Annotated in this window: 17 protein-coding genes; 8 read left to right on the forward strand and 9 right to left on the reverse strand. The window is 67.3% G+C overall.

Going from position 1 to position 17,215, the window contains the following annotated elements:
- The first annotated feature begins 116 nt into the window (after positions 1–116).
- From CG471_RS17120 to CG471_RS17130, 3 genes are all read left to right on the forward strand, one after another.
- Entirely contained in the window at positions 117–1,043 is a 927-nt protein-coding gene (locus CG471_RS17120) for a sugar kinase (RefSeq protein ID WP_099232626.1), read from the forward strand.
- A 58-nt stretch (positions 1,044–1,101) separates the two neighbouring features.
- Positions 1,102–1,695, forward strand: coding sequence for a TetR/AcrR family transcriptional regulator (locus tag CG471_RS17125; RefSeq protein ID WP_099232627.1), 594 nt, complete (start codon positions 1,102–1,104; stop codon positions 1,693–1,695).
- Between the two features lie 103 nt (positions 1,696–1,798).
- Positions 1,799–3,535 carry an acyl-CoA dehydrogenase gene (locus CG471_RS17130; RefSeq protein WP_099232628.1) on the forward strand — a complete coding sequence of 579 codons (1,737 nt, stop codon included), beginning with the start codon at positions 1,799–1,801 and terminating at the stop codon, positions 3,533–3,535.
- On the opposite strand, the gene CG471_RS17135 is transcribed toward CG471_RS17130, so the two are convergent.
- The 5 genes from CG471_RS17135 to CG471_RS17155 all read right to left on the reverse strand — a co-directional run bounded on the left by CG471_RS17135 (position 3,532) and on the right by CG471_RS17155 (position 7,668).
- Positions 3,532–4,353 (reverse strand): universal stress protein, encoded by an 822-nt coding sequence (locus tag CG471_RS17135; protein WP_099232629.1) that lies wholly within the window; start codon positions 4,351–4,353, stop codon positions 3,532–3,534. The two genes, CG471_RS17130 and CG471_RS17135, sit on opposite strands and share 4 nt — an antisense overlap.
- Before the next feature lie 54 nt (positions 4,354–4,407).
- Positions 4,408–6,033: an ATP-binding cassette domain-containing protein gene (locus tag CG471_RS31385; protein WP_257211584.1), complete on the reverse strand. Its 1,626-nt coding sequence runs from the start codon at positions 6,031–6,033 to the stop codon at positions 4,408–4,410.
- A 57-nt stretch (positions 6,034–6,090) separates the two neighbouring features.
- On the reverse strand, positions 6,091–6,513 hold the full coding sequence (locus tag CG471_RS17145; protein ID WP_099232630.1) for a 23S rRNA (pseudouridine(1915)-N(3))-methyltransferase RlmH: 423 nt from the start codon (positions 6,511–6,513) through the stop codon (positions 6,091–6,093).
- A gap of 123 nt (positions 6,514–6,636) precedes the next feature.
- Positions 6,637–7,026: a ribosome silencing factor gene (gene rsfS, locus CG471_RS17150; RefSeq protein ID WP_004209841.1), complete on the reverse strand. Its 390-nt coding sequence runs from the start codon at positions 7,024–7,026 to the stop codon at positions 6,637–6,639.
- A 12-nt stretch (positions 7,027–7,038) separates the two neighbouring features.
- Positions 7,039–7,668 carry a nicotinate-nucleotide adenylyltransferase gene (locus tag CG471_RS17155; RefSeq protein WP_099232631.1) on the reverse strand — a complete coding sequence of 210 codons (630 nt, stop codon included), beginning with the start codon at positions 7,666–7,668 and terminating at the stop codon, positions 7,039–7,041.
- A 35-nt stretch (positions 7,669–7,703) separates the two neighbouring features.
- On the opposite strand from CG471_RS17155, the gene CG471_RS17160 reads away from it, so the two are divergent.
- Positions 7,704–8,720 carry an acyltransferase gene (locus tag CG471_RS17160; protein ID WP_099232632.1) on the forward strand — a complete coding sequence of 339 codons (1,017 nt, stop codon included), beginning with the start codon at positions 7,704–7,706 and terminating at the stop codon, positions 8,718–8,720.
- 12 nt (positions 8,721–8,732) lie between these two features.
- Here the strand turns inward: CG471_RS17160 and rmuC are convergent, their stop codons facing one another.
- Both rmuC and CG471_RS17170 read right to left on the reverse strand, forming a co-directional pair.
- Positions 8,733–10,214 (reverse strand): DNA recombination protein RmuC, encoded by a 1,482-nt coding sequence (rmuC, locus tag CG471_RS17165; RefSeq protein WP_099232633.1) that lies wholly within the window; start codon positions 10,212–10,214, stop codon positions 8,733–8,735.
- 77 nt (positions 10,215–10,291) lie between these two features.
- Complete coding sequence (locus CG471_RS17170) at positions 10,292–11,275, reverse strand: GlxA family transcriptional regulator (protein WP_099232634.1); 984 nt, start codon at positions 11,273–11,275, stop codon at positions 10,292–10,294.
- Positions 11,276–11,406: 131 nt separating this feature from the next.
- Here CG471_RS17170 and CG471_RS17175 point away from each other — a divergent pair, with 131 nt between their 5' ends.
- The 3 genes from CG471_RS17175 to CG471_RS17185 all read left to right on the forward strand — a co-directional run bounded on the left by CG471_RS17175 (position 11,407) and on the right by CG471_RS17185 (position 13,755).
- Positions 11,407–12,237 carry an alpha/beta fold hydrolase gene (locus CG471_RS17175; RefSeq protein WP_099232635.1) on the forward strand — a complete coding sequence of 277 codons (831 nt, stop codon included), beginning with the start codon at positions 11,407–11,409 and terminating at the stop codon, positions 12,235–12,237.
- Positions 12,238–12,336: 99 nt separating this feature from the next.
- Positions 12,337–13,122 (forward strand): SDR family oxidoreductase, encoded by a 786-nt coding sequence (locus CG471_RS17180; RefSeq protein ID WP_099232636.1) that lies wholly within the window; start codon positions 12,337–12,339, stop codon positions 13,120–13,122.
- A gap of 120 nt (positions 13,123–13,242) precedes the next feature.
- A complete protein-coding gene (locus CG471_RS17185; protein ID WP_099232637.1) occupies positions 13,243–13,755 on the forward strand; it encodes a hypothetical protein in 513 nt (170 codons plus the stop codon).
- Here CG471_RS17185 and CG471_RS17190 read toward each other — a convergent pair.
- Positions 13,710–14,894, reverse strand: a complete 1,185-nt coding sequence (locus tag CG471_RS17190) for an aminotransferase (protein WP_099232638.1) — start codon at positions 14,892–14,894, stop codon at positions 13,710–13,712. The genes CG471_RS17185 and CG471_RS17190 overlap by 46 nt on opposite strands.
- Before the next feature lie 66 nt (positions 14,895–14,960).
- Positions 14,961–16,421 carry an amidohydrolase family protein gene (locus tag CG471_RS17195; protein WP_099232641.1) on the reverse strand — a complete coding sequence of 487 codons (1,461 nt, stop codon included), beginning with the start codon at positions 16,419–16,421 and terminating at the stop codon, positions 14,961–14,963.
- Positions 16,422–16,523: 102 nt separating this feature from the next.
- Between CG471_RS17195 and CG471_RS17200 the strand changes: the two genes are divergently transcribed.
- A partial coding sequence (locus CG471_RS17200; protein ID WP_099232639.1) for a LysR family transcriptional regulator occupies positions 16,524–17,215 on the forward strand: 692 nt, incomplete at its 3' end.

Consider the following 17,215-nt stretch of genomic DNA (forward strand, 5'->3'; position numbering starts at 1 on the left):
TTGCCTGTGGCAAACGCGGCATAATGCAATCTGTTCCGCCATATGGGACGGGATCGCAACGGCTTGACTTCATGGGGCAGGCCCCGCACGACGCTGCTGCAATCAGAGAGGATCACATGGCAAGCGACGCGACTATCACCGTCATCGGCGAGGCAATGCTGGAACTGAGCCGGGGCAGCGGCGATAGCTGGAACCTGCGCTATGGTGGGGATGTCATCAACACCGCGATCCACCTGGCGCGGGCCGGCGACAAGGTGCGTTTTGCCAGTGCGATCGGCGCCGATCCGATGAGCGAGGAACTGCGCAAGGCGTGGGAAGCGGAAGGCGTCGATACCGGCCTGCTGATCGGCACGCCCGGCCGGACCACCGGCCTCTATGCGATCGAGACGGATGAGACCGGCGAGCGCAGCTTCCATTATTGGCGCGGCGAGGCGGCGGCGCGGGCGATGTTCGACCTGCCCGAAAGCAGCGCAATGGTCGACGCGGCCGCCCAGTCGGACCTGCTCTATTTTTCGCTCATCACCCTGGCCATCCTGCCTGACGCCGGGCGCGAGGCGTTGCTGGCGCTGTGCGAACGGGTGAAGGCGCGGGGGGGGCGGATCGCCTTCGACGGCAATTATCGGCCGCGCCTGTGGAGCGACGCCGCGACTGCGCGGGCCTGGCGCGACCGGGCGATCGCTTTGTGCGACATCGGGTTGCCGACCCTGGCGGACGAAGTCGAAATGGGCGAGGCGGATGATGCCGCCGACGCCGCAGCGCGCTGGGGCGCGGGCGAGGGCCGCGAGATCGTGGTCAAGCTGGGCGCCGAAGGCTGTCTGGTCGGTGGCGTGCTGGTGCCGCCGCCGGCGCGGGTCGATGTCGTGGATTCGAGCGGCGCGGGCGATGCCTTTAACGGCGGCTATCTGCATGCGCGGCTGGCCGGCGCGGAGCCGGCAGAGGCGGCATTGGCCGGACATCGTCTGGCCGGGTGGAATATCGGTCGGCGCGGCGCGATCCCGGCGCGCGACGCCGATGCGCCCTATGGCCAGAAGGTGCCGGCCTGAGCCGGGAGCGATCGCACGGGACGTGGCCTGTGGTCACGCCCTGTGCTAGCGCGCTGACATGACGATCGGGGATGCCGCATCGGCGGGCGGGCGCGACGAAGGATCGGGCCGCCGCCGCCAGATATTGGAAATCGCCGCGCAACTGTTTGCGCGCAAGGGCTATCGCGGCACGTCGATGCGCGACATTGGCGAGCAGGCCGGGGTACTGGGCGGATCGCTCTACCACCATATCAAGTCGAAGGACGCGCTGTTCGTCGAACTGCATAATGGCGCGCTGGATGCGGCCGAGGCGCGGATCGCGGCGGCGGTCGCGACACAGGCCGATCCCTGGGTGCGGCTGGAGGCGGCGTGCGCCAGCCTGCTGGATATCCAGTTGGCGGCGGATTCGCTGACCATGCCGATGATGAATGATTTCCGCGCCGTGCCGGATGGCGTGCGCGACCAACTTGTCGCGCGCCGCGACCGGTTCGAGCAATTGTTCCGGGATCTGGTGGCGGCGCTGCCGCTGCCCGCGGATATTGATCGTTCGCTCTATCGCACGTTGCTGCTCAGCCAGCTCAATTCGGCGGCCGACTGGTATCGCGATGGTCGGCTGACGCGGGCGCAGATCGCCGCGCAGATCGTCGCCATTTTTCGCCACGATCGGGTATAGTCAGGGCATCATCGGCGCGCGTCCCAGCGGCAAGGATGCTGTGCGCGTTTGACTGTAACAGATGTTTGGTATAGCTGATCCGCAGCAATATTGGAGAGGTTCGATGTACAGCTATGTTCCGCCGATCGACGATTATCGCTTCCTGCTGAGCGAGGTGCTGGGCTTCGACCAGGCGATGGCGGAGCTGAACAAGGATGTCGACGCCGACCTGGCCGTGACTGTGCTGGACGAGGCCGGGCGCATGTGCGCCGAGCGCCTGGCGCCGCTCAACCGCGAAGGCGATGAGCATGGCAGCCAGTTGATCGACGGCGCGGTGCGGACGCCGCCCGGCTTTGCCCAGGCCTATCGCGACTTTGCCGATGCCGGCTGGGCGGCGCTGTCGGCCGATCCCGACCATGGCGGGCAGGGGCTACCCTTCATCCTGCAACTCTGGTTGGACGAGATGCTGTCGGCCGCGAACCTGTCCTTCGGCCTGTTCCCCGGCCTGACCCGTGGCGCGTGCGAGGCGATCGCCGCCCATGCCAGCGAAGAGCTCAAGGCGACCTATTTGTCGCGCATGGTGAGTGGCGAATGGACCGGCGCGATGGCGCTGACCGAAAGCAGCGCCGGCACCGACCTTGCCCTGCTGAAGACCAAGGCCGAGCCGCTGGGCGATGGCCGCTATGCGGTGACCGGCACGAAGATCTTCATCTCGTCGGGCGACCATGATTTTGGCGGCAATATCGTCCATCTGGTGCTTGCGCGCCTGCCGGATGCGCCGGCCGGGGTGAAGGGGATCAGCCTGTTCCTGGTGCCCAAATTCCTGCCCGGCGCGGACGGTGTCTTCGACCAGCGCAACAGCATGTCGGTCGGTGCGCTGGAAAAGAAGATGGGCATCCATGCCCAGCCCACCTGCGTCATGAATTATGACGGCGCGACCGGCTGGCTGGTGGGTGAGGCGCATCGCGGCCTGGCCGCCATGTTCACGATGATGAATGCCGAGCGGCTGATGGTCGGCATCCAGGGGCTGGGCATCGCCGGCGCTGCCTATCAGCAGGCGGCGGGCTATGCCAAGGAACGGTTGCAGGGCCGCAGCGCCGACAATGCGCGCGCGCCGGTGGCCATCATCGAACATGCCGACGTTCGCCGGATGCTGCTCAATATCCGCAGCTTCGTGGAAGCCGGGCGCGCACTGGCCGGCTGGACCGCGCTGCAGCATGACCGCTCGCAGCACCACGTCGATGCCGGCGAACGGGCCAGGGCCGACGCGCTGGTGGCGCTGCTGACCCCGGTGGTGAAGGCGTCCTTCACCGATTTCGGATTCGAAAGCGCGGTGCAGGCGCAGCAGGTCTTTGGCGGCCATGGCTACATCCGCGAATGGGGCATGGACCAATATGTGCGCGATGCGCGCATCGCCCAGATCTACGAAGGCACCAATGGCGTGCAGGCGGCGGACCTGGTCGGGCGCAAGCTGCCGATGGCGGGCGGCGCGGTGGTCGAAGGCTATTTTGCCCTGATCGCGGCCGATGTGGAAGCGGCCGGTGGGAGCGTGATCGCGCGCAGCACCTGCACGGCGCTCGACGCGCTGCGCACGGCGACGGCGGCCCTGCAGGGCGCGGACACGGATGCCGCCGGCGCGGCGGCGGTCGATTATCTGCGCCTGTTCGCGCTGGTGTCGATGGGCTGGATGTGGACCCGCATGGCGCAGGCGGCCGCGCAGGGTGACAGCCCGCTGCATCAGGTGAAGCTGAAGCTGGCCGACTATTTCGCGCTGCGCGTTTTGCCGCAGGCACAGGGCCTGGCCGCCACGATCGCCGCCGGTGAAGCGTCGATCATGGCGTTGGAGATCGACGCCTTCTAATTGCGCACCATCAACACGTCGCAGGGCGCGCCTTCGAGCAATTCGGAGGCGCGGCTGCCGATCAGCGCATGGACGAAGCCGCTGCGACCATGGGCGCCCAGCACCAGCAGGTCGATATCGCGCTGTGCGATCAGGGTCGGCAGCACCTCGCCGGCACGTCCCTCGATCAGTTCGACCTGGAAGGGGCGGGCTTGGCCGGCCAGTTCCGGACGCGCGGCAAATTCGGCGCTTTCCCGTTCCGCTTCCGACCGGGCGAAGGCCAAGGTCTGGTCGGGATCGAGGCGGGAGGGGAAGCCGCCATCATAGACATGGACCAGATCGAGCCGCGCCTTGGGAAACAGCATCGCGGTCATCTGCACGGCATGGAGCGAACAGTCGGAAAAGTCGGTTGCGATCAGGATGCGCCGATAGGGATGGCGCGGCCGTTCCTTGACCACCAGCACCGGCACGGGCGAACGCCGGACCAGATAGTCGACCGCCGTGCCCAGGATGAAGTCGCCGACATGATTGTGGCGGGCCGGGCCGACGACGATCACCGCGCTGCCCCGCTCCTTGCCCAGCTCCGCGATGGTTTCGGGCGCGCGGCCCTGGATCAGCACGGGTTCGACAGGCACGCCGATGCCATCGGTCAGTTTGGCGATGACCCGGCCAGCGCGATCGGAGGCGCGGGCGACATGGGCGGCATCGCCCTTGTCCAGCGCATGGGCGACGAGCAGCGTGCCGCCCAGGTCGGTCGCCAGTTCGACGGACCGGTCAAAGGCCCGGTCGCTGCGGGCGGTCAGATCTGTGGCGATGAGGATGGTTGGCGGCACGAACATCTCCCTCTTGTGTCGGGCGGTGGCTAAGCGCTTGCAAGACAAAGCCTATCATCCTCACGCCGCGCTTGCCACTCCGGGTAGACCCTGGCCCGGCAGAGGGGCGATGGCCGACACTGGCACCTGTCGGTCGGTCAGCGTGAGTGGCGCGGGGCGGTGCGAAATCAGGATCAGGCCAGTGCCGGTCCGGTCGAGCCAGATGCGCAGCCGACTGATCAGCAGCGCCTCGGTCGCGGTATCCAGCCCCTCGGTCGGCTCATCCAGCAACAGCCAGGGACGGCCGGTCAGCAGCGCGCGTGCCAGCGACAGCCGCTTGCGTTCGCCGCCCGACAAGGTGCCGCCGGCTTCGCCCAGCCGATAGTCGATCCCGCCGGGCAGGCTGGCGATGCGCTGGTCGAGACAGGCAATATGCAGCGCATCGGCCATATCGGCCGCATCGATGCCGGGCCGGGCGAGGCGCAGATTGTCGGCGACGCTGCCGGCCAGCATCGGCGCATCCTGGGGCGAGAGGGCGAACTGGTCACGCAGCGTCGTTCCGGAGCAGGCTGCCAGCAGATGGCCGCCAAGCGCGACATCGGCCGTGACCGGACGCAGCCCGGCCAGCCCCTCCGCAAGCAGGCTCTTGCCCGAACCGGAGCGGCCGGTGATGGCGACGCGCGCACCGGGGCGCAATTCGACGCCGCCCAACCGGATGGCTTGGGCTGTCGCAGCGGATGGCGCCGGCGTATCTTCCAGCGGCAGCGCATCGAGCGCGGCCAGCCGGGCGAGGCCGGCATCGACGCTGGCCTGGCGGAAGGCGGTGCGCGACAGCCCGGCCATCGCCTCCACCGCGCCGGCGCTGGCCAGCAAGGCGAGCGCGACCAGCGGCGCGGCGGCATCGGCGCCGAGCAGAACCAGCATGACCGCCAGCGCGCTATAGGCCGCGAGCAGGGCGGCCTGCACGCCTTCGCCGATGAACAGGCGGGCGCGGGCCTGATCGAGCCGGTGCGTGAGCGGCGCCAGTTCGGCCATCACCCGATCCCCCAACCCATAGGCCGCGATTTCCGCGCGAGCGCTGGCCAGTTCGACATAGCGGGCGCGCAGCGCGCCGAGCGCGTCGGCGGCCTGCTGCGCGGTGGCGCGGATCGCGCGGCTGCGGTCCAGTTCGGCGCGCAGGCCCGCGGTGCGCTGTTCGATCACCGGCAGCACCTGCCCCAGCACCGCGCGCATATGGACGGCGTCGCTGATCGATCCGGGCTGGACGAGGGCAAGGGCGAGCGGGCGGCGGCTCATCATCTGCAGCGCAGCGGTCAGTCGCACCACCGGTTCCTGCCTGGCGGCGAGGCGCGCGGCCTGGGCGCGCTGCATGCGGGCGATGATGGCGATGCGGGCCTGGGCGGCCTGCACATCGGCCTCGGCCTGCTGGATGCGGGCGGCCATGGCGGCGGCGCGGCGGCCGGCCTGTTCGGCCTCGTCACGGGCCATGCCGGCCTGGCGTTCCAGCCGGACCGAACGGTCGGCGGCCTCGACCGACTGGCGGCGGGCGTCGCGCAGCGCCTTTTGTTCCTGCGCCAGCGTGGTGCCGGCGGTGCCGGGCAGGATGATCGCGGCATCGTCCGCGGCGGGCAGGCGCGTGGCGACAAGGGCCAAAATGCCGGCCAGTGCGATGCCCGTGATGCTGTTGCTGATGATGCTGCGCTTCAACCGCTTGTCCCGCCCGATAGGGCTTTGCCTAGGCGCAAGCCGCAGGCATGTCGAGCCTCAGCCTTCGCGGTGATAGGGGTGGTTGGCGAGGATCGAGCAGGCGCGCCACAGCTGTTCGGAGAGCATGGCGCGGGCGATCATGTGCGGCCAGGTCATGGCGCCGAAGGCGATCAGCAGGTCGGCATTGGTCCGTTCGGCATCGTCGAAGCCGTCGGCGGCGCCGATCAGGAAGCGGATCTCGCGCGTGCCGGTGTCGCGCCAGCCCTCGATCCGTCGGGCAAAGTCCATCGAGGAGAGCTGCTTGCCCTTTTCATCGAGCATGACCGTCACCGTGCCGGGGCCGACGGGCGGCAGCTTGCCGCCCCGGTCGGGCATTTCGGTGATCTTGTGCGGCATGGTCAGCCGCTTGACATAGCGGTCGACCAGATCGGCTTCGGGCGAGCGCCCGATCTTGCCGCGCGCGATGATGTGGAGGAGCATCTACAAATTCCGTTCGCTTCGAGCGCAGATTCGAGCTTGTCGAGAACCGAAGTCGAGAAGGGTTCTCGACGGGCGCATCTCGACTTCGCTCGATGCTGCTCGAACTGAACGGTCAGTGGGCTGTCAGGCGTTGCCCGCGACCGGTGCGTCGACGAAGCCCCACATCCGTTCCAGATTGTAGAAGCTGCGCACTTCCGGCTTGAACAGATGGACGATCACGTCGCCGGCATCGATCAGCACCCAGTCGGCGACCGGCAGGCCTTCGACCCGCGCGGAACGGCCGGTGGCCTTCTTGATCCGTTCGGCCAGATGCTGGGCGATCGCCGCGACCTGACGCGACGAACGGCCGCTCGCGATCACCATATGATCGGCGATGCTGCTCTTGCCTTCGAGGGGGATGGAGATGGTTTCCTGCGCCTGGTCGTCGTCGAGCGACTGCATGACAAGGGCGTGCAGGGCGGCCACGCTATCGGCGGCGGGCGCCGTATCGTTGGCAGGGGCGAGGTTAGTCAATTAAACTCCAATCTAGACGATCATCCGGCGCGTGAGCGGATCGCGCACACACGTTGCTTCATATTCGCGATGCCAGAGGGGGTCCGCCTGCCGTAGCAGGGTTGCCGATCTTGGATCAGGGCGAAAGCGCAATAGCACGAGCGCCGGTGGTCTCCAATTCGTCCAGTCTGCACTCTGGCGCGCGGACCGGACGAAGCGCCGCAGCCAGCTCATGGCCGTAGAGCCACGGGCAGCGTCATCATAGCCCGGACGGGCGATAACGGCAATGGGCATCTGTCGCGCTATGCCGCGCCAGTCGCGCCATTGACCAAATTGCGCCAGATTGTCGGCGCCCATCAGCCAGACGAAGCGGGTGCGGGGGTAGCGCTGGCGGAGCGCGCGCAGCGTGTCGACGGTGTAGCGGGTGCCCAATTGGCGCTCGATCGCCGTGGCGCGAATCGGCGCGCGGCGGGCGATTTTCTGCGCATGGGCAAGGCGGACGGGCAGCGGCGCCATGCCCCTGGCGGGCTTCAACGGATTGCCGGGCGATACCAGCCACCAGATTTCGTCGAGACCCAGGGCGTCCCTGGCGAACAGCGAAATGGCGCGATGCCCGCCATGTGCCGGATTGAAGGAGCCGCCAAGCAGGCCGATCTTTTTCATGGGGGCAGCCATGCCAGCGCCGGAGCAGGGCGGCAATGGGCAGATTCTTAAGGCTTGCTCGCTATAGCCGCGCCATGCAGGGGCGGCTGATCGGATTCGATGGATTGCGCGGGATCGCCGCGCTCAGCGTCCTGCTGTTCCATGCGCTGACCTGGACCACGGGCGACGCGCGGGGCAACGGCTATCTGGCGGTCGACTTCTTCTTCATGCTGAGCGGCTATGTGATGGCGCGCACCTATGAGGCGCGGTTGGGGCAGGGGCTGTCCACCGGCAGGTTCGTCCGCGCGCGATATCGGCGTTTCCTGCCGGTCATGGCCATTGCCGGGCTGATCGCGCTGCCCGGCTTCCTCCTCACCAATGAGATGTCGCTCTGGCCGGTGGCCCTTGCCAATCTGCTGCTGATTCCCAGCCTATTCACCAGGCGTCTCTATCCGTTGAACGGGCCGGCCTGGTCGATCCTCCTGGAACTGATCGGCAATATGGCCCACGGCCTTGTCCTGCGGCGCTTGTCGACCAGGATATTGGTGCATGTCGTGCTGCTGAGCGCGACCCTGTTCGCGGTTGTCGCCAGTCGTGTGGGGGTGGACGTGGGGGCGCAGCCTGCCAGCTTCCTCTTCGGCCTGCCGCGGGTGATGTGCGCCTATGGCGTGGGGGTCATATTGTGGCGCTGGTGGCGTGACAGGCCGACCATAGCCGTTCCGCCGCTGGCGGCCCTGGTCGCGATGCCGCTCTATTTCGGCATCGGCACGATGATCGACGCGGATGGCTGGGCCAGCGGCATGGTCTTCATCCTGCTGGTCTGTCCCCTGATGCTGGCGGGCGGGCTGCGCTGGCAGCGACAATCGCGGTGGATGACGGCGGCGGGCGCACTTTCCTTTCCGCTTTATGCGGTGCATGCCCCGGTCTGCATGACGGGGCTGATGCTGGGCGTGCCCGTGGCCGGCGGGGTTGCCGCCAGCCTGGCGGTTGCGGGGCTGATTGCCTGGATGCAGGCCCGGCCGCGCCGTCCGGGATCCGCTAAGCTTGGGTCCGCGCCTGTGGCGGCAAGCTAGCCCGAGACGATCTTATTCCGCCGCTGGCAGCGCGCGCGCCTCTTCGGCCTGGGCGTCGCGGGCGAGGACGTCGAGCGGTTCCATCGCCTCGATCTCCTTGCCGCCGGTCTCGATGTCGAGATCGCGGAACTTGCGCCCGGTGGAGAGGACGCGCGTCTCGAAGCTGCCGATGAAGCTGTTGTAATTGGAGACCGCGCTGTTGAGGCCGGAACCCAGCTTGCGCAAATGAGTCGCGGCGACGGCCAGTCGCTCATAAAGTTCCTTGCCAAGCTGGCCGACCTGCTGCGCCTGTTCCTGCATCTTGGCCTGGCGCCAATGCCCGGCCAGCGTGCGGGCGAGCGGCAGGAACGTGGCGGGACCGCAGATGATGACGCGATTCTTGGCGGCGCGTTCCCACAGCTCCATGTCCGCCTCTAGCGCGGCGGTGACGAAATTGTCGCCCGGCACATACATGATGACGAAGTCGGGGGCCTTGTCGAACTGTTCCCAATAGGCCTTGCGCCCCAGCGCATCGGCATGGGTGCGCATGGCACGGGCATGGTCGAGCATATGGGCGTCGCGCTGCGCCGGATCGACCTGATCGACCGCGTTCAGATAGGCGACCAGCGAGCATTTGACGTCGACCACCATCTGCTGGTCGCCGGGCAGGTTGATGACGAAGTCGGGGCGCAGGCGGCCGTCCTCGACCGCGACCGACACTTCCTCCTTGAAGTCCACGAAGGGAGAAAGACCGGCGGTTTCGATGAGATTTTTGAACTGCTGCTCGCCCCAGCGACCGCGCGTCTTGGGCGCGGCGCGCAGGGCGTTGACCAGCTTGGCCGTTTCCTCGCGCACCTGGCCTTGGCCGAGATGGACCTGCTGTACGGCCTCGCGCAGTTCGGCATAGCTGCCGACCCGATCCTTCTCGACGCGGGCGAGGCCCTCCTCATAGCGCTTGAGCGTGGTTTCGACCGGGTTGAGCAGCGTCTTCAACTGCGCCTCGCTCTTCTCGCTCGCCTGGGCGAAGCGCTGGTCGGCGCGGGTCAGGAACTGGGTCTGGGCGGATTCGAGCAATTTGCCGCCAATCTCGCTGAACTGGGCGGAGAGCTGTTCCTTGGCATCCTTGAGCGCAGCGATCTGCTGTTCGAACGCCTGGGTGCGGGCATGGATGTCGGACTGGAGCGCGGCGAGGTCACGCAGTGCAGCCTCGCGCTCGGTCTGGATCGCTTCGATGCGCTGGCTGGCGGCGGCCTGCAGCGCCTCGATCCGCTGCTCGGACGCGGCCTGCGCGGATTCGAGCCGGGCGAGCTGGCTCATGCCCTGGGCGACCCGTTCCTTCTCCACCGCCAGCTCGGCGATCGCGCCGTTGCGCTGGGCGGTGGCGATGTCGAGCTTGCCGGCCAGATCGGCCTTTTCGGCGGTCAGCGGCGCCAGCGCCTTGCCCTTGAGCAGCCAGCCGACGGCGAGGCCGATCAGCAGCGCGACGGGAATGAGAAGGGCGGCGAGGCTGTCCATAACTATCCTTTTTGGGAACGAAACGGGAACCTAGCGGGCCGCGTCGAAGGTCGCAAGAACCTTCCTCATGCGTGCCGTCATGCCGCCTGTGCGCTGGGCGCGGCGAAGCGGGCGCGATAGTCGCCGGGCGACAGGCCGACCAGGCGGTGGAACAGCTTGCGGAAGGCGGCAGCATCCTCATAGCCGACGCTCCAGGCGATCTGGTCGATCGTGCGCCGGGTAAATTCCAGATGCTCGCGCGCCTTTGCCACGCGCAGATGCTGGACATATTCGATCGGGGTCATGGCCGTCGCCGCCTTGAACCGGCGCTGGAAGGTGCGTTCCTCCAGCGCGGCCTGCGCCGCCATTTCCGTGACGCTGACCGCCTTCGCCTCCCGCGCGGCGAGCCAGTGCTGCACCTTCAGGATCGGCTCGTCGCCATGGGTCAGGCGCGGCAGGAAACGGGCGAAATGCTTCTGTTCGCGCCCGGCCGTGTCGATCAGCAGGAATTTGGCGGTGTCGAGCATCACCGTCGGGCCGAGCAGCCGGTCGACCAGCCGCATGCCAAGGTCGGTCCAGGCCATCAGTCCGCCGGCGGTGATGATGTCGCCATCGTCGATGACGATCCGGTCGCAATCGAGCTTCACGGCGGGGAAGCGGGCGCGGAAGGCGTCGGCGAACCACCAGTGGGTGGTGGCCGGGCGACCGTCGAGCAGGCCGGTCGCCGCCAGCAGGAAGGCGCCGCCGCAATTGGAGGCGAGCGTCGCCCCGGCGGCATGGCGATCGAGCAGCGAGCGGGCATAGGGCGCGGCCTCCTCCGCCTCGGGTACGCCGGTCAGGCGGCCGGGGACCAGCCAGATGTCGGGCGTGCCGGCCAATGCTTCATGCGTGTCATGACTGCGGGCGAAGCAGCCATCGGCCTGTATCTGCCAATGGCTGACGCGCACCACCGGGCCGCCATGCTGGACCGAGAACTGCCCGGCAATGTCGATCAGGTCGGTCATGCCATGGACCATCGCCTGCTGGCAGCCCGGATAGAGCAATATGCCCACTTCGGCGCGTGGAAGACTGCTGTCGGCCATATGCTGATCCTTTGTCGGAATCGGCCCGCTTAATGTCGGAACCGCCAATCCCGATCCTCCGCCATCGCCCCTAATAGTGCAAGCACAGGGCGTGAAGGACGCCCTTCTGGAACAGAAGAAGGGAATTTCACATGAGCAACTATGTCACCACCAGGGACGGCACCCGCATCTTCTACAAGGATTGGGGGCCGCGCGACGGCCAGCCGATCCTCTTCTCCCATGGCTGGCCGCTCAGCGCCGACGCCTGGGACGCGCAGATGGTCTATTTCGCCAATCAGGGCTTCCGCACCATCGCCCATGACCGCCGCAGCCATGGCCGGTCGGACCAGGTGTGGGACAATAATAATATGGACCAATATGCCGACGATCTGGCCGATCTGATCGCGGCGCTGGACCTGTCCGACGTCATCCTGGTCGGCCATTCGACCGGCGGCGGCGAAGTCACCCGCTATATCGGCCGCCATGGCACCAGCCGGGTTGCCAGGCTGGCGCTGATCGGCGCGGTGCCGCCGCTGATGCTGAAGACCGAAGCCAATCCGGGCGGCCTGCCGATCGACGTGTTCGACGGCATCCGCAAGGGCACGTTCGACAATCGCAGCCAGTTCTTCAAGGATCTGACCATCCCCTTCTACGGCTATAACCGGGACGGCGCGGTCATCTCCGAGGGCATTCGCGACGAGTTCTGGCGGCAGGGGATGATGGGCGGCCTCAAGGGCCAGCTCGACTCGATCCGCGCCTTTTCCGAAAGCGATTTCCATGCCGATCTGGCGAAGGTCGATGTGCCCACGCTGGTGCTGCATGGCGATGACGACCAGATCGTGCCGATCGGCGCGGCTGCCCTGTCGACCGTCAAGATCGTCCAACAGGCGGTGCTGATCGTGTATGAAGGCGCCGACCATGGGCTGACGCAGACTCACCAGGACCGGTTCAACGCCGACCTGCTCGATTTCATCAACGGCTGACAATCAACCACTGACCGCCGTTCGGTTCGAGCTTGTCGAGAACCCGTTCTCGATACGCCTTCTCGAACCGAACGGAGGATGAAGGACAGGAGACATCCCATGACCAAAGACACCATCCTCATCACCGGCGCGTCGGACGGTATCGGCGCGGTCTATGCCGATCGCTTCGCCAGGCGCGGCGCCAATCTGATCCTGGTCGCCCGCCGCGCCGAGAAGCTGGAGGCGCTGGCCGCTCGCCTGCGCGCCGATGCCGGCGTCAGCGTGGAAGTGATCGCCGCCGACTTGTCACAAGCTGACGATCTGGCGCGGGTCGAGGCGCGGCTGCGCGACGATGACGCGATCACCGGCCTCGTCAACAATGCCGGCATTGCCGGGGAACAGGCCTTTGTCGAGACCGACCCGGCCTATCTCACCGGCCTCATAGACCTCAACATCCTGGCGGTGACGCGGCTGTCCCGCGCCATTGCGCCGCGGCTGGCGGCCAGGGGCGCAGGCACGCTGATCAACATCACATCGGTCACGGCGCTGATGCCGGACGGTTTCACTGCCGTTTATCCCGCGACCAAGGCCTATGTGCTGGCCTTCACCGAAGCGTTGCAGGTTGAACTGGGCGGCAAGGGCGTGAAGGTGCAGGCGGTGCTGCCCGGCATCACCCGCACCGCCATCTGGACGGCGGAACAGATTGCCGGCCTGCCGCCGCACATGGTGATGGATGTCGAGGTGATGGTCGACGCGGCACTGGCCGGGCTCGACATGGGCGAGGCGATCACCATTCCCGCCCTGCCGGATCGCGCTGACCTCGACGCCTATCTCGCCGCGCGGGCCGCGCTTCGGCCCAATCTGTCGCTCAAGGATGCGGCGCCCCGGTATCGGGTGACCGCCTGACCTCTTTCGTCATTCCCGCGAAGGCGGGAATCCATCTCCTGGCCTTGCGTCTGGATGCATCGTTGGGAGATGGACCCCCGCTTTCGCGGGGGTGACGGGAATTTTCCAGGGAGAAGCATCATGATCCTCGGTCTTTCCATTCCCGCCTTCATCGCCCTGCATGTCGCGATCAGCCTGGTCGGCATCGTCAGCGGCCTTGTCGCCCTGCCGGCCATGGCCAGGGGGCATGTCCTGCCCAAAATGCAGGGCCTGTTCCTGGTGACGACCCTGCTCACCAGCCTGACCGGCTTCCTCTTTCCCTTTCGCGGCTTCACCCCGGCGATCGGCGTCGGCATTTTCTCGACGCTGGTGCTGATTGTCGCCTTTGCCGCCTTTTACGGCCTTGGCCTGCGGGGCCGCGCGCGGAGCGTCTATGCGGTCACCGCGACCATCGCCCTGTGGCTCAACCTGTTCGTGGCTGTCGTGCAGGGCTTCCTCAAGGTGCCGGCGCTCAATCGGCTGGCGCCGACCGGGAGCGAGCCGCCCTTCCTCGCCGCACAGGGACTGCTCTTGATCCTGATGCTGATCCTGGGCGCGACGATCCTGCGTCAGCCAAGGCTCGCGCGGAAGGCGGCGAGCCGCTCGATCGCCTGATCCAGCGTCGCGTCCGACTTGGAGAAGCAGAGGCGGACCAGATGGGTGACCGGATCGTCGGGGTAGAAGGCGGAGATCGGGATCGCCGCCACGCCGGCTTCGTCGATGATCCGGTTGCAGAAGGTCACATCGTCCATCGCGATGCCGGACGCGGGCAGGTCTATCGACAGGAACCAGGTGGCGCCGCTTGGTTGCACGACATAGCCCGCCCTGATGAGCCCAGCCGCCAGCCGATCGCGCGACGCCTGATAGGCGGCGCGCTGGTCGTTCAGCCATTGGTCGGGCCAGCCCAGCCCCTGCGCTACCGCCCATTGCAGGTTGGGCGGGGTGGTGAAGGTCAGGAACTGGTGCGCGCGGGCGAGCAGGGTGGCGATCGGCGGCGCGGCGCACATCCAGCCGACCTTCCAGCCGGTGACCGAGAAGATCTTGCCCGCCGACCCGATCTTGACCGTACGCTCGCGCATGCCGGGAAAGCCGATCAGCGGGCGATGCGGCACTCCGTCATAGACGGTCTCCTCCCATACCTCGTCGCACAGCGCGATCAGGTCATGGCTGACGCAGAGGTCGGCCAGCAGCGCCTGCTCTTCCTCGCGCAGCACGATGCCGGTCGGGTTCACCGGATTGTTCATCAGCAGGATGCGGGTCCGTGGCGTGATCGCCGCCTCCAGCGCCTCGCGGGTGACGCGCCAGTCGGGCGGCGTCAGCTTCACCACCCTGGCCACGCCGCCGACCCGCTCCACCAGCGGCAGATAGGCGTCATAGAGCGGCGCCAGCATCAGCACCTCGTCCCCCGGCCGCACCAGCGCCAGCAGGCTGGCGGCAATCGCTTCGGTCGCGCCCGATGTGACGATGATTTCCTGCGGGCTGAGGTCGAGGCCCTGGCGCCGCGCATAATGATCGGCCAGCGCAGTGCGCAGTTCGATCAGGCCCGGCATCGGCGGATATTGGCTGGAGCGGGTGAGCAGCGCATCCGCCGCCGCCTGCAGCACTTCTACTGGCCCCGGTCCTTCGGGAAAGCCCTGCCCCAGATTGATCGCGCCGGTTTCGCGCGCACGCGCCGACATATGCTCGAAGATGGTGGTCGGCATGTCGCGATAGACGGGATGGCCAAGTCGGGTGTCGGGCAAGCGGGGCTCCATCAGGTGCGGCGGGTGGGCCGCGCCCGATGGTCTAATGCGCATCCTTTCCTGCTGTAAACCGCTGGATCAGGGCTTGGGGGTAGCCGCATTCCAGGCGGCGACCTTCGCCTTCGTCTCTGCCAGCAGCGCGTCGAGCTTGGCCCGGTCCTGCAATGTGCCGCGCAGGATCACCGCGTCGATCGCCTTGGTGGCGTGGATATCCTCCAGCGGATTGGCGGTCAGCAGCACCATATCCGCCTGCTTGCCCTGTGCCACCGCGCCATAGCGGTCTAGCAGGCCGAACCAGGCCGGGCCGGCGCGGGTGGCGCTGGCCAGCGCCTGGGCCGGGGTCAGGCCGCGATCGACATAGAGCGCCAGTTCTTGGTGCAGGGCAAAGCCGGGATAGTCGAAGCTGTTGAGGAAGCCGGCATCGGTGCCGGCCATGATGGTGACGCCGGCCTGCTGCAACAGCGGCAGGGTCGCGGCATTATGCTCGTAAATGGCGTGGCGCTGGGCGATCTGATCGGGTGTCGCCTTGGCCGCGCGCTCGATCCGCCAGTCATAGGTCTTGCGCAGGCGCGGGCCGATATAGGCCAGTTCTGGGTCAGCGCTGTGATCCTCCTTGTCGAGATAGGCGACGGTGCGCGAGATGCTGAGCGTCGGCGTCACGAACACGCCGCGCGCGGCCATGTCGCGATAGGCGGTCATGGCGGTGGTCTCGTCAAAGCCGGCATCCAGTTGCTCGCTCGCCTGCGCCCGGTCGATCTTGCCGGCGGCGAAATCGGCGGTGATCCGCGGCTCATCCTTCACGCCCGCCTTGTGGGCATAGTCGATATGCTCGATCGAGCTGATCCCGGCCTCGATCGCCTGGCCGACGGTCAGCGCCATCGGAATATGCCCCGATGCGCGCAACCCGGCGCCGCGCGCCTGGCGCACGGCATAGAGGAACAGATCGGGCTTCAGGGTGCTGTCGGTGATCTTGACGAAATTGACGTTCAGTTCTTTCAGCTTGGCGATCGCCTGGTCGACATCGGCCTGCGACCCGGTTTCCAGCGTGCCCTTCCACACCGGCTTGATCCCCTCGATCTTGGGGCCGGAACTCAGTAGGGTCGGGCCGAACAGGCGCCCGTCGGCAATCTCCCCGCGCCAGCGCAGCACATCATAGGGCAGGTCGCCCGACGCATCGCGCACGGTGGTGATGCCGTTGGCGATATAGAGCGGCAGCAGCGCCTTATTCTCTTCGATCAGTTCCGGCCCGCCGCCGAAATGGACATGCATGTCCCACAGGCCGGGGATCAGATAGCGGCCCTTCGCCTCGACATTCTTGCCTGCGCGCCAGGCGGCGGCGATCGTGGCGTCGTTGCCGACCGCGACGATGCGGTCGCCCCTGGTCGCGACCGCCTGATCGGGGACCAGGCGGCCATGCTCGACATCGACCAGCGTCGCATGGCGGATTAGCAGGTCGGCGCGGGCCGGCGCGGCCTTCGCTGCGGTGGGCAGGGGCAACAGGGCAGTGGCGGCCAGCAGCGCGGCGAGAAGCGTCTTCATGAAAATCCCCGGTTCTTGTGCGGCGCGCAGGATAGGCAGGGGCTGCATCATCGACAAACAACATATATGAATGGCAATCATTCATGATCCAAATGGAATGCCATGCTCGATCCGCGCCTGCTCCGTGCCTTTGTCGCGATCGCCGACAGCGGCAGCTTCACCATTGCGGCGCAGCGGCTGCACATGACCCAGTCGACCATCAGCCAGCAGCTCGGCCGGCTGGAACAGGCGGTGGGGCATATGCTGGTCGATCGGGCGGCGCGGCCGACGGCGGCGGGCGAGCGGCTGCTGGGCCATGCCCGGCGCATCCTGTCGCTGCAGCAGGAGGCGGAAAGCCTGCTTGCCGATCCGGCCGGCAGCGCGTCGATCCGCATCGGCCTGCCCGACGACATAGCCAGTCGCGCCATGATGCGGGTGTTCGCCCGCTTTTCCGAGCAATATCGGGCGGTGCGGCTGGACGTCACCACCGGGCTCAGCCGTGATCTCACGCGCCGATACCGCGCGGGCGAGTTTGACATCATCGCTGTCAAGGAACCGACGCCGAGCGCCGATTGCCGCGCCAGTTTCGCCGAGCCGATTGGCTGGCATGAAAGCGCGGACCGGCGGGGCGACTGGCCCGATCCGCTGCCGCTGGTCGCCTTTCCGGCGGGCGGCCTCTATCGCGATGCGATGTTCGACCGGATCGGGCGGGAGAGGCGGCGCTGCCATGTCGCCTTCACCGGCAGCGACCTGACCAGCGTGCTGACCGCGGTGGAGGCGGGCATGGGCCTGTCGCTGGTGCCGATGCGCGCGGC

This window comes from Sphingobium sp. IP1, from assembly GCF_002708645.1.
Classification (GTDB): Bacteria; Pseudomonadota; Alphaproteobacteria; order Sphingomonadales; family Sphingomonadaceae; genus Sphingobium; species Sphingobium yanoikuyae.

Coding starts and splice junctions, on each gene's coding strand:
- CG471_RS17120 (WP_099232626.1), top strand. CDS start 117: ATGGCAAGCGACGCGACTATCACCGTCATCGGCGAGGCAATGCTGGAA.
- CG471_RS17125 (WP_099232627.1), top strand. CDS start 1,102: ATGACGATCGGGGATGCCGCATCGGCGGGCGGGCGCGACGAAGGATCG.
- CG471_RS17130 (WP_099232628.1), top strand. CDS start 1,799: ATGTACAGCTATGTTCCGCCGATCGACGATTATCGCTTCCTGCTGAGC.
- CG471_RS17135 (WP_099232629.1), bottom strand. CDS start 4,353: ATGTTCGTGCCGCCAACCATCCTCATCGCCACAGATCTGACCGCCCGC.
- CG471_RS17145 (WP_099232630.1), bottom strand. CDS start 6,513: ATGCTCCTCCACATCATCGCGCGCGGCAAGATCGGGCGCTCGCCCGAA.
- CG471_RS17155 (WP_099232631.1), bottom strand. CDS start 7,668: ATGAAAAAGATCGGCCTGCTTGGCGGCTCCTTCAATCCGGCACATGGC.
- CG471_RS17160 (WP_099232632.1), top strand. CDS start 7,704: ATGGGCAGATTCTTAAGGCTTGCTCGCTATAGCCGCGCCATGCAGGGG.
- rmuC (WP_099232633.1), bottom strand. CDS start 10,214: ATGGACAGCCTCGCCGCCCTTCTCATTCCCGTCGCGCTGCTGATCGGC.
- CG471_RS17170 (WP_099232634.1), bottom strand. CDS start 11,275: ATGGCCGACAGCAGTCTTCCACGCGCCGAAGTGGGCATATTGCTCTAT.
- CG471_RS17175 (WP_099232635.1), top strand. CDS start 11,407: ATGAGCAACTATGTCACCACCAGGGACGGCACCCGCATCTTCTACAAG.
- CG471_RS17180 (WP_099232636.1), top strand. CDS start 12,337: ATGACCAAAGACACCATCCTCATCACCGGCGCGTCGGACGGTATCGGC.
- CG471_RS17185 (WP_099232637.1), top strand. CDS start 13,243: ATGATCCTCGGTCTTTCCATTCCCGCCTTCATCGCCCTGCATGTCGCG.
- CG471_RS17190 (WP_099232638.1), bottom strand. CDS start 14,894: ATGGAGCCCCGCTTGCCCGACACCCGACTTGGCCATCCCGTCTATCGC.
- CG471_RS17195 (WP_099232641.1), bottom strand. CDS start 16,421: ATGAAGACGCTTCTCGCCGCGCTGCTGGCCGCCACTGCCCTGTTGCCC.